The 12,087-nt window shown below is 48.1% G+C and carries 11 protein-coding genes; 10 read left to right on the top strand and 1 reads right to left on the bottom strand.

What is annotated here, in order from left to right; genetic code table 11:
* Positions 1-6: 6 nt before the first annotated feature.
* From AC0YN3_RS10020 to serC, 8 genes are all read left to right on the top strand, one after another.
* Entirely contained in the window at positions 7-420 is a 414-nt protein-coding gene (locus AC0YN3_RS10020; protein ID WP_475774918.1) for a YugN family protein, read from the top strand.
* A gap of 188 nt (positions 421-608) precedes the next feature.
* Positions 609-2,273, top strand: a complete 1,665-nt coding sequence (locus AC0YN3_RS10025) for a S1C family serine protease (protein ID WP_475774919.1) — start codon at positions 609-611, stop codon at positions 2,271-2,273.
* An 82-nt stretch (positions 2,274-2,355) separates the two neighbouring features.
* Positions 2,356-3,048, top strand: coding sequence for a response regulator transcription factor (locus AC0YN3_RS10030; RefSeq protein ID WP_475774920.1), 693 nt, complete (start codon positions 2,356-2,358; stop codon positions 3,046-3,048).
* Between the two features lie 4 nt (positions 3,049-3,052).
* Positions 3,053-4,573 (top strand): sensor histidine kinase, encoded by a 1,521-nt coding sequence (locus AC0YN3_RS10035; RefSeq protein WP_475774921.1) that lies wholly within the window; start codon positions 3,053-3,055, stop codon positions 4,571-4,573.
* Positions 4,574-4,610: 37 nt separating this feature from the next.
* Complete coding sequence (locus tag AC0YN3_RS10040; RefSeq protein ID WP_475774922.1) at positions 4,611-5,597, top strand: 4-hydroxy-3-methylbut-2-enyl diphosphate reductase; 987 nt, start codon at positions 4,611-4,613, stop codon at positions 5,595-5,597.
* Between the two features lie 290 nt (positions 5,598-5,887).
* Positions 5,888-6,949, top strand: coding sequence for a 3-deoxy-7-phosphoheptulonate synthase (gene aroF / locus AC0YN3_RS10045; RefSeq protein ID WP_475774923.1), 1,062 nt, complete (start codon positions 5,888-5,890; stop codon positions 6,947-6,949).
* Positions 6,950-7,285: 336 nt separating this feature from the next.
* A complete protein-coding gene (glnA, locus tag AC0YN3_RS10050; protein ID WP_475774924.1) occupies positions 7,286-8,710 on the top strand; it encodes a type I glutamate--ammonia ligase in 1,425 nt (474 codons plus the stop codon).
* 216 nt (positions 8,711-8,926) lie between these two features.
* Positions 8,927-10,012: a 3-phosphoserine/phosphohydroxythreonine transaminase gene (gene serC / locus AC0YN3_RS10055; RefSeq protein WP_475774925.1), complete on the top strand. Its 1,086-nt coding sequence runs from the start codon at positions 8,927-8,929 to the stop codon at positions 10,010-10,012.
* Positions 10,013-10,111: 99 nt separating this feature from the next.
* Here serC and AC0YN3_RS10060 read toward each other — a convergent pair whose 3' ends face one another.
* Positions 10,112-10,834, bottom strand: a complete 723-nt coding sequence (locus AC0YN3_RS10060) for a response regulator (protein WP_475774926.1) — start codon at positions 10,832-10,834, stop codon at positions 10,112-10,114.
* 150 nt (positions 10,835-10,984) lie between these two features.
* Here AC0YN3_RS10060 and trmL point away from each other — a divergent pair, with 150 nt between their 5' ends.
* Together trmL and AC0YN3_RS10070 are read left to right on the top strand one after the other, a co-directional pair.
* Positions 10,985-11,449 (top strand): tRNA (uridine(34)/cytosine(34)/5-carboxymethylaminomethyluridine(34)-2'-O)-methyltransferase TrmL, encoded by a 465-nt coding sequence (trmL, locus tag AC0YN3_RS10065; protein ID WP_475774927.1) that lies wholly within the window; start codon positions 10,985-10,987, stop codon positions 11,447-11,449.
* A gap of 176 nt (positions 11,450-11,625) precedes the next feature.
* A complete protein-coding gene (locus AC0YN3_RS10070) occupies positions 11,626-11,874 on the top strand; it encodes an AbrB/MazE/SpoVT family DNA-binding domain-containing protein (protein ID WP_183558806.1) in 249 nt (82 codons plus the stop codon).
* Positions 11,875-12,087: the final 213 nt, after the last annotated feature.

The following is a 12,087-nucleotide window of genomic DNA, read 5'->3' on the forward strand; positions in this document are numbered from 1 at the left end:
CCTTTCATGATACCGATATCGTCCGTGCTGGAGTCGCGGGAGCAACATTTTCTACAAACGAAGGAGCTGCTGGAGTCCAGGCAATTCACGCTCGGGGGCAACTGGGAATACGACGGAGGTTCATTTGACCGATCGCTTGATGAATCGCATAAAGTATGGCTTCGCATACCTTTCGAGGTGGTAGCCGGGCATATCGATATTGGTGAAGCCGACAATGAGGCGACGATCAAGATGGGCACGCCATACGTGCTGAAGCATCTTTACCGGGAAGGAAATGATCCAGAAGCATCGGTGCGCGTCGCCGGCGCGCTGTTCGATCAATTCCAAGCGCCAACCGATCCAGACGCCCATATTGAGCCCGAATGGATTGATCAGGCTAAAGCGGCTCTTGCTGAAGTGGAGCAGCTTTTCCCTCATTAAATACAAAAACGTACACAAGGAAAACGTTTCCAAAATCACTTTGGGGCGTTTTTTTTATTTCTGTTTAAATTCCTTTTAAGTTTGTTTTAAGGTAGAATGTGCATGATAGAGCTATACCAAATAACAGGCTGCGTGCGAGAAGACAGCACGGGAGCATGATGCAATAAGATTCAAGGAGGAGAACGGACATGGATGATCAAAACAACAAAAAGGGCTTTGATGATTTCTTTCAAAAAAATGATGAGGAGCAAGGAGCGCCTGAAAGCGTTGATAGCAGCGTAAACGAAGAGCCGCAAGCGGTATCTGATTCTCAGGAGCAAGCAGCTAAGCCCTCTTATTATTATTCTTACGGACCTTTTAAAGCGAATGCTCAAGAAGGCGCTAATGCTGCCAATCAAGGTCCAAGCCTAGAGAAGCCTAAGCTGATTCAAGACGAGCCCTATGGGGACATACAGCGAAGCCAACCCGATGCTCCGCATTCGCAAGGCGCACTGCCGGAAGCGGAGCAGGCAAGGCCGCAGGCTCCGATCCAATCGCCAATTCGTTCGTTTAATCCATCTCCGCAGTCTGCAAAGGGACCTTGGCAGGTTCGCGAGACGAAACGAACTTCTTTTAAGGCGGTATTCGCATCGTTTCTTGCAGGCGTAATTCTTGTAGGATCATTGATGTACACTGCCGACTTAAACAATTGGTTTACGAGCGAGCCGGCTGCTGCCAATACTACGCAATCTAGCGGAACGGGCTCTGCGGCATCGGCAGGAGCGGGTAGCGCAAGCGGAGCAGCGACAGTTGCTGCCAGACCTGACAACATCGCTCAATTGTTCGAGACGGCTAGTCCTGCTGTCGTGAAGATCGAGACCTATGTAAATCCGGCTAAGCGAAGCAATAGCGGCAGCATGCTGGACGATTCCTTTTTCAGACAATTTTTCGGAGATGACTATCCAGGTACGACAGAGCCTGAAGCAGGAACCAATCAGGATGACAGTCAAATGCAGCAATCAGGAATCGGTACAGGTTTTTTCTTTGAATCGACCGGTTATATCCTAACGAATCAACACGTTGTGGGCGAGTCCGATCAAATTAAAGTTATCGTACAAGGCTACGATAAGCCGTTCACCGCTGAATTGCTTGGATCAAGCTATGATCTGGATCTAGCCGTACTTAAAGTGACAGGAGACAAAGCGTTTCCGACGCTGCCGCTTGGCAACTCCGACAACATTAACATTGGCGATTGGGTTGTGGCGATCGGCAATCCGTACGGCTTCGATCATACGGTAACGGTAGGGGTGCTTAGCGCGAAGGAGCGTCCTATCGATATTCAAGATGCACAAGGCGAACGCAAATACGAGCATTTGCTGCAAACGGATGCTTCTATTAATCCCGGAAACTCAGGCGGTCCGCTGCTGAACGTGAACGGAGAGGTAGTCGGCATTAATACAGCGGTAAGCTCGCAAGCGCAAGGTATCGGCTTTGCGATTCCGACAAGCACGATCCAGGAAGTGCTGGAAAATCTTAAAAACAACACTACGATTCCTAAGCCGGCTGTTCCTTATATCGGTGCGGAGCTGCAGGATGTAACGGCAGATATCGCGAAGCAGCTTGGCATGGATACGGTAGAAGGTTCTATCGTACGTAATGTATATTATAATTCTCCGGCATATCTAGCCGAGCTTCAGCAATTTGACGTTATTGTCGGAATCGACGGCAAGAAATATGGGAACACGCAGGAGCTTATTGCCGCGATACAAACGAAGAAAGTCGGCGATAAGGTCGAGTTGAATATCGTACGCAAAGGCAGCGCTATGAATTTGCAGGTTGAGATCGGAGATAAGAATTTATCGGCCGCTCAATAAGATTAAAAGATTGACGTACGGCAAAAAGCGCAGAGTGACAGATGGCTCTGCGCTTTTTGCTGCAAATAAAGGGGATACGCAGATGAGACAGCATATTGTGGTGGTAGATGATGATGACAAAATTATTTCGTTGCTTAGAAGAAGCTTGGCATTCGAAGGGTACGAGGTGACAACGGCTTCAAACGGCATGGAAGGACTGAAGGTGCTGCTCAAAGCCGAGCCTGACTTGCTCATACTCGACGTTATGATGCCACAGGTGGATGGCTGGGAGGTTTGCCGCCGCGTGCGCGAGAGCGGAAGCACCATTCCAATCATGATGCTGACAGCAAAGGATGACGTCATTGACCGGGTAAAGGGGCTTGACCTTGGGGCAGATGATTATTTGGTCAAGCCATTCGCGCTCGAAGAGCTGCTCGCCCGCGCCCGCGCGCTGCTTCGCCGCAAGTCTGATAAAATCGAGCAATCCAGCAATCAGCTATTATATGAAGATTTAATATTGGACATGGATGCGAGAGAGGCGATTCGCTCCGGTCGCCGGATTGAGCTTACATCGAAGGAATATGACCTGCTTCTGCTGTTTATGCAGAATCCGCGCCGCGTGCTTACCCGTGATGCGATTATGGAGAAAATATGGGGCTATGATTTCAGCGGCGAATCGAACGTGCTTGAGGTATATATTGCGATGCTTCGCCAAAAGGTAGAGGACGGAGGCAAAAACCGGCTTATTCAGACGGTTCGCGGCACCGGCTATGTGCTTCGCGGAGAGGCGGGTTAGGCATATGTCAATAAGGCTAAGGCTTACGTTATGGATTTCGGGCTTGCTAGCGGTTACGATGATCGTTTTTGGCATCGGCATTTACTTTTTCGTTAACTGGAATACGTATGCTGAGATTAAAGAACAAATGAGAGTTCAAGACAGCAAGATAGATGTGATCGGGGCAACGAATTTTTTGGATCAAACGTTAGACTTAATAGTAGGCCCTCAATTTCGCATTGAAAAGAAAGACATGTTCATTCAATTAGTGAATTATAAAGAAGGCGCTATCAAGCAGTCGAACAATTTTCCCTATGAATTCGTCATTACCTACCCTGAAGCGAAAACGAATCCGAAAAAGGGCTTTGTAAAAACGCATGTCGTCATTAATAAAAGCAAATACTCGATGCTGACTTACCAGCGGCCCTATTATTTAGATAAAGATTTGGTAGGACTGGTTCAGGTTGCCGTATTTTCGTATAACGAGGAGAGGTTTTTAAGCGGGCTCCGTACGATTCTCATATTCTCCTCATTAGCAGTCGTTTTTATCGCATTCACGGTAGGACTATTCGTTGCTCGCCAAGCCTTGCGGCCGATTGAAAGGGTAATTCGCGCCACGGAGCAAATTGAGAACGGGTCGGACCTTAGCGTCCGAATACCGGCATTGGGGCCGAAGGATGAGATCGGCAGGCTGGTCACAACGTTGAATATCATGTTGGGGCGACTTGAAATGGCGTATAATGAGCTTAATGAAGCCTATAAGGCACAGCGAAGGTTCGTATCCGATGCGTCGCATGAGCTGCGGACGCCGTTAACGACGATTAGAGGCAATATTGAGCTTCTAGAGCGGATGTGGATGAAGGTAAAGGAAACGAACCAAAATGCGGAAACCGGGGAATGGATGCCGCTTGATCTAGATCGGTGGGAAATGTCGAAGGAATCGATGAGCGATATTTCAGCCGAAGCGACCCGAATGAGTACGCTGGTGAATGATCTGCTCGCGCTAGCAAGGGCGGATGCAGGTTATACGATGGAGAAGACGCCGCTTGAGCTTATGCCGCTTACGGAGGAGGTTGTCCGCAGGGCGCAGCTGCTTCCGCGAACGGCGAATTGGGAGGTCGGCGATCTTTCTGCGCTTGTTGGCGTTCGCGTGAACGCGAATCATAATTATTTGCAGCAGCTGCTGTTTATTTTTATTGAGAATGCGTTCAAGTATACCCCGGAAGGATCGATAGAGCTAAGTGCGGTCCGTAATGACCAGCAAATCGGCTTCGTCATTCAAGATACGGGGATCGGTATGAATCCGGAGGAGATTCCGCATATATTCGACCGCTTCTACCGGGCAGATGAGTCCAGAGGCGTTACCGTCGGTACGGGCCTTGGCTTGTCGATTGCAAAGTGGATTATTGACGAGCACCAAGGGTCCGTGGAAGTGACGACACGGGAGGGCTTCGGAACGAAGTTTATTATTTGGCTGCCATTAAGCTTTTCTGACACGTCTCATTCGTCTATAATAGTAGCAACGGATGAAATGAAGGAATCATAAATGTTACGCATATCCGGTCAGAAAGCAGGTGCAAGGAATGGAAATCGTAAGAATATCACCACGCGGCTACTGCTATGGCGTCGTTGACGCGATGGTGCTGGCTTTGCAAACGGTCAAAAACTTAGAGCTGCCAAGGCCCATCTATATATTAGGCATGATCGTTCATAATGCGCATGTAACGGATGCATTCGAGCAGGAAGGCGTTATCACGCTCGATGGCGCGAACCGTCTCGATATTCTCGATCAGGTCGATAAGGGGACTGTTATTTTTACAGCGCATGGCGTTTCTCCCGAGGTTCGCCAGCGCGCTCGCGAGAAAGGCTTGTCTGTCGTGGATGCTACCTGTCCCGATGTAACGAGAACGCATGATTTGATTCGCGACAAGTCAGCCGAGGGCTATCATATTATTTATATCGGCAAGAAGGGGCATCCCGAGCCGGAAGGCGCAATCGGCGTTGCGCCAGAGCAGGTCCATCTTATTGAGCGTGAAGAGGAAATTGCTTCCCTTAACGTACCAGATGGCCGTATTCTCATAACGAATCAAACGACGATGTCGCAATGGGATATCCGTCATATTATTAGCCGCCTGTTGGAGCAGTATCCGACGGCCGAGGTGCATAACGAGATTTGTATGGCAACCCAGGTCCGTCAGGAGGCCGTTGCCGAGCAAGCGGGCGAGGCCCAGCTTACGATCGTTGTAGGTGATCCGAGAAGCAACAACTCTAATCGGCTTGCGCAGGTTTCGGAAGAAATTGCGGGGGTGAAAGCCTATCGCGTATCCGATGTGTCGGAAATCGAGCAGGAGTGGCTTAAAGGCGTTGACCGCGTAGCGGTTACCTCAGGGGCTTCTACGCCGACTCCGCTGACGAAAGAGGTGATCACCTACCTGGAGCAATATGATCATAACAATCCGGATACGTGGGAGATTCGTCGTACCGTGAATATGAATAAGCTATTGCCTAACGTTAGGGTGAAATCCGCAGCTACGCCGTCCGCAACGGCAACGGCAGAGAAACCGGAATAAACCGCGTACCCCAATCGAAAAAGGAAGCCAGCTCATCGAGAGAGAAATGACTCGCGGTGAGTTTGGCTTCCTTCTTTTTAATGCTCAAGGGTTGACGATTCCGATATTCTCGTGTATATTTACTTTAGTGATTAAAAGCGTAGAAGCTTAAAAGCTACGAAGCATAAAAGTCTTAAAGCGAACGTGGCGTTGTTAACATTCATTGTTTCCCTAATCTGCATGTCAGCCAAGCTAATGCTCGCGAAGCGGGCCATGCTTTATCCAACCAATAAAATTCAGGAGTGATCCCTATGATCGTAATTACACATTCAAACATTGCAGAAGAGCGTATTTCCGAAATCGTCGCCCATATTGAAAAAGCCGGCGTTCAGGCGCATGTGTCCAGAGGTACGGACCGTACGGTTATTGGCATCATCGGCCAGGCTGAACCAACTCTTGCTGAGCATTTGCGACAAATGAAAGGCGTAGAGAACGTTATCAAAATTTCGAAGTCCTACAAGCTTGCAAGCCGCGACTTCCATCCGGACGATACGGTGATCGATATTAAAGGCGTGAAAATCGGAGGGAACAACCTCGTTATTATGGGAGGACCATGTGCAGTTGAAACGCCTGAGCAGATCGATGAAATCGCTCGTCTGGTGAAAGCAGCTGGCGGCCAAGTATTGCGCGGAGGCGCGTTCAAGCCGCGCACAGGGCCTTACAGCTTCCAAGGCGTAGGCGTAGAAGGCTTAGTCATGATGGCGGAAGCAGGGAAGAAGCATGGGCTTCTGACGATCACTGAGGTTATGACGCCTGAATACGTAGACGTGTGCGCGGAATACGCCGACATTCTGCAAGTGGGTACGCGCAACATGCAAAATTTCGATTTGCTGCGCAAGCTTGGAACGATTCAAACGCCGGTGCTTCTGAAGCGCGGATTCAGCTCCACGTATGATGAATTCCTTAACGCAGCGGAATACATTCTAGCGGGCGGGAATCCAAACGTTATGCTTTGCGAGCGCGGAATCCGAACGTTCGAAACGTACACGCGCAATACACTCGATCTGTCTGCTATTCCGGTTCTGCAATCACTCAGCCATCTGCCGGTCATCTCCGATCCGAGCCATGGTACAGGACGCCGTGAATTGGTAGAGCCGATGTCCAAGGCATCAGTAGCAGCGGGCGCTAACGGCCTAATCGTGGAAATGCATACAGATCCGGACAATTCAATGACCGGAGATGGCGTGCAATCCCTGTTCCCGGATCAATTCGCCAACCTTCTGAAGGATTTGGAAAAGCTTGCTCCAATCGTGGGCAAGCAATTCGACACAGAGAAAGCGCCTGCGGAAGCTTTTCAAGAATGGAAGATCTAATCCGTAGCTAAATCGAAAAGCTTTGCTGCCTTTGAAGAGGCGGCAAAGCTTTTTTTGCATGTGGCTGGCAATTTCTACCGTATGCAAAAACACGCTGCTAATATCTCTCAGCCGTTGCTATTCAAGGGATGAGGCGAAATTCAAGATGCTTTAAGGATGAATTGTGAACAACTGTTCAAACTTGTAAGTATAGCTTACATAGCTTTAAAAAATACCTTACATAGCTATTGACGGAGATTGAGAGCTAGTTTTATAATAACGACATGGATTTGGAGCAATAATTGAACAATACCTGTTCAACACTACGCTAATGTTCGGAAATGGAGGAAATTATTAATGTCAGTTCAAAACGTTTTGGACAATATTAAAGAAAACAGCATTCAGTTTGTAGATTTCCGCTTCGTGGATCTTCTTGGTCATGCTCACCACATTACACTGCCAGCAGCTGAGGTAGACGCTGATACTTTCGTAAACGGGGTAGCATTCGACGGTTCTTCCATTCACGGTTTCCGTGGTATTGAGAATTCCGATATGGTTATGATCCCAGATACAGATTCCGTATTTATCGATCCTTTCACTGATCACCCTACACTAAACATTATGTGTAATATTCATACACCTGAAGGCGACCGCTATGACCGCGATCCGCGCAGCATCGCTCAAAAGGCTGAAGAGTATCTTCAAACGACTGGCATTGGTACGACAGCATTTTTCGCGCCAGAGCCTGAATTCTTCATCTTCGACGAAGTTCGCTACGAAAGCTCAATGAATTCTTCCTCCTACATGGTTGAATCCGAAGAAGCTGGCTGGAACACGAACCGCAAAGAAGAAGGCGGCAACCTAGGTTCCAAAATTCCGGTAAAAGGCGGCTACGTTCCTGTAGCGCCAGTTGATTCCCAACAAGATATCCGCAGCGAAATGGTTCGCCTATTGCAAGAGTCGGGTCTTCGCGTTGAGCGTCATCACCATGAAGTTGCTACAGCTGGTCAAGCGGAAATCAACTTCCGTTTCGATACCCTTACAAAAACAGCTGACAACCTGATGAAATTCAAATATATCATTCACAATACAGCTCGCCAATACGGCAAAACGGCTACTTTCATGCCGAAGCCGCTTTTCGGTGACAACGGTAGCGGTATGCACGTTCATACTTCTATCTTCAACGGCGACGAGCCTATGTTCTACGATAAAGGCGCGTATGCAAACCTTAGTGAGCTTGCTATGCACTACATCGGCGGCGTGCTTTACCACGCTCCGGCTTTGATCGCAATCACTAACCCAAGCACGAACTCGTTCAAACGTCTTGTGCCTGGTTACGAAGCACCGGTAAACCTAGTATTCTCGAAAGGTAACCGTTCCGCAGCAATCCGTATTCCGATTGCAGCTGTAACGCCTAAAGGCTGTCGTATCGAATTCCGTACACCGGATAACACGGCTAACCCTTACCTTGCATTCGCAGCGATGCTGCTTGCAGGCCTTGACGGCATCAAGCGCAAGCTTGATCCAGTAGCTCTTGGCTACGGTCCTTTCGACAAAAACATCTACGAATTGCCGGAAGAAGAGAAAAAAGAAATTCGCAGCGTTCCTGGAACGCTTGACGAAGCGCTTAACGCTCTTGAAGCTGATTCCGATTTCTTGACAGAAAGCGGCGTGTTCACGAAAGAATTTATCGAGAACTACGTAGCAATCAAACGTCAAGAAGCGAAAGCTGTTGCAATCCGCATTCATCCGCATGAGTTCAGCCTTTACTACGATTGCTAATCCAATCGCTAAGAAATATAAGAAACGGGTCCTTCTGGGACCCGTTTTTTTATGAATTATGAGCAAAATGTAAATGAAAACCGAATGTTTTTTGTCGGTAATTCGACATACGTTCGACTTTTAGTTATTTTTATATGCGGAATATACTTGATGAAGGCCTCCAAAATTGCTATCATAACCATATCATAAAGAAAATATAGAGGTGGGTATCCGAAGATGACACGAGCATTTAATTTCAATGCAGGACCAGCCGCAATTCCACTCGAGGTGCTGAAGCAGGCACAGGAACAATTTGTTGATTATCAGGGCGCGGGCATGTCCATTATGGAAATGTCTCACCGCAGTAAAATGTATGAAGCGGTAAACGATAAATCGCAGTCCTTGCTTCGCGAATTGTTCGGAATACCCGAAAATTACGATGTGCTGCTGCTGCAGGGCGGAGCAAGCACACAGTTTGCCATGCTTCCTATGAACCTTCTGCAGCCTGGCAAGCCAGGCGCATATGTCATGACAGGCGCTTGGGCAGATAAAGCGTTGAAAGAAGCGAAGCTTGTCGGAGAAACGGTAGTAGCCGCATCGACGGAAGCCGACAAATTCATGCGCATGCCGACATTGTCTGAGATTGAGCTACCGGGCAATGCTTCTTATTTGCATGTTACTTCGAATGAAACGATTGGCGGGACTCAGTTCAAGGAGTTTCCTGAAACGGGAGATGTGCCGCTAATTGCTGATATGTCGAGTGATATTCTGAGCAAACCGGTTGATGTAAGCAAATTCGGCGTTATTTATGCAGGCGCTCAGAAAAATTTGGGGCCATCGGGCGTTACGCTCGTTATTATCCGCAAGGATCTTGTGGAGAATGGTTCGAAGTCTATTCCTGCGATGTTCAGATACAGCACGCATGCGAAGACCGGCTCGCTCTACAACACGCCGCCATCTTTCTCCGTGTACATGATGAATCTCGTGCTTGAATGGATCAAGGATAAAGGCGGAGTTGCCCAACTGGATCAGCTTAACCAGAACAAAACGAAGCTTATCTATGATACGATTGATCAAAGCAGCGGCTTCTATATCGGATGTGCGCAGCCGCAAAGCCGTTCGCTTATGAATATTACGTTTCGGATCCAGAACGAGGAGCTTGAAGGCTTGTTCGTGAAGGAATCGGAGAAGGAAGGCTTTGTAGGCTTGAAGGGACATCGCGATGTCGGCGGATTGAGGGCTTCGACCTATAACGCGGTACCGCTTGAAAGCTGCCAGGCACTTCAGCAATTTATGGTTGATTTCCAAAAACGCAACGGCTAACAGCCGAAATCGCTGCGCGGAAGAAACAGCAGAGCACAAAAAGCCGCCCTTTCCTTGCAAGAAGCAGGAGGGGGCGGCTTTCATTTGCATAACGCTTCGTTATGCCTGCAAAGCTGAGTTCTCGGCAACCTGAGGGCCGCCCATCTTATAGCCGACATTGCGAACGGTCATAATGTACTCAGGCGTACGGGCATTTTTCTCGATTTTGTCACGAAGATGGCTGATGTGGACGTCTACGATGCGGGTATCGCCAAGGAAGTGATAATCCCACACACCGTGCAGCAGCTGCTGGCGGCTGAGTACTTTGCCCTTATGACGGCATAAAAACAAGAGAAGCTCGAATTCCTTGGGCGTAAGCTCCACAGGCTTGCCATCGACGAATACTTCGCGCTGTTCAACTTGAACCTTGAGCCTGCCAATCGTAAAGGTGGTTTCATCCGATGTGCCAGGCAAAGACTGCACTCTGCGGAAGATGGCTTGAATGCGGGAAACAAGCTCCTGGGGACTGAATGGCTTAGTCATATAATCATCGGCGCCGTTATCGAGACCCGCAATTTTATCGGTGACGTCCTGAAGCGCAGTAAGCATAACGATCGGCACGGCATTGCTTTGCTTGCGAAGCTCGCGGCAAACTTGGATTCCGTCCATTTTGGGAAGCATGAGGTCTAGTACGATCAAATCCGGGCGAAATGGCTTCAGCATATCAAACACTGCTTCACCGTCGCCTACACAGCGCACATCAAAGCCTGCCAGCTTTAAATTAAATTCAATCAGCATCGAAATGGATGGCTCATCATCCACGACCAGTATTTTTTTTCGCATGGTTCAGCTCTCCTTCATGTGTTTCCGCCTATTCTGTTTCCTATTATGAGGGTGGAAATTATGCTTGAGATTAACGGTACGTAAAGTGGGTGTAAAAATATTTGGCTTTTTCGTGTATAATAGGCAAAATGAGAGGTGAGATAGAAAGCCATGCCATTTCATATTGTTTTGGTAGAACCGGAAATTCCGGCAAATACAGGGAACATCTCGCGTACCTGTGCCGCAACCGGTACAATTCTGCATTTGGTAAGACCGCTGGGCTTCGATACGGATGACCGTACGTTGAAAAGAGCGGGACTCGACTATTGGCATTCCGTACAAATCGAGTACCATGATTCCTTTGAAGAGGTGCTGTCTGCGAATCCGCAGGGGCGTTTTTTCTATGCAAGCACGAAGGCAAGCAAGCCATATTCACAATTCGATTATCAGGACGGCGATTTTTTTGTTTTCGGCAAGGAAACAAAAGGTTTGCCCCAGGAGCTCATAGATGCGAATATGGAAACTTGTATCCGGATGCCGATGACGGATAAGGTTCGATCGCTTAATTTATCGAATTCAGCGGCAATCATCGTGTATGAGGCGCTTAGGCAAAATGATTTTCCGGGACTTGACTAATAAAGTTTCTTTATTTATCATTTTTTGGGATTTATTAGCCTGAAAAAAAGTTTTTATTGCAGGATATTAAGAAATTATGAAAATGGGAAGGAAAAGCCGAAGAGCCATCGAAAGACTATAACGCAGGGGTTTCTCAAAGATGACTTGCGAAACCAGACACAGAAGAGGTGAAAGTGATGAAACCAGCAGGTGTAGTAAGGAAAGTGGACCAACTCGGACGTATTGTACTTCCAAAATCATTACGTAAACGTTATTTGATGAACGAGGGCGATCCCGTTGAAATTTTCGTCCAAGGTGACCATATCATTTTGGAGCGTTATCGCCCCAAATGCGTATTTTGCGGATCGATGGTTGAAGTTCGTGATTTCAAGGATCGATATGTATGCGGAGTATGCATGGAAGAAATGGCGGTTATACAGCGTTAATTAACGCTGCGGGCTGCTGCCTGAACGAAATGAAGCTTCCCGTAGCGAGCATAAGGCTCGTACGGGAAGCTTCATTTGTTGTGAAGGGCGTTTCCTTCATAAGGAAGCGACGGTACGCTATAAGGAACCGGGCGCTTGCTATATGCCGATTGCAAACCGGATTATAGTCCTTTTGTTTTGTCTTCGTTGTAGGAGCTGGTAAGCATCGCCGTA

The sequence above is a fragment of the Paenibacillus sp. J22R232 genome, assembly GCF_056269165.1.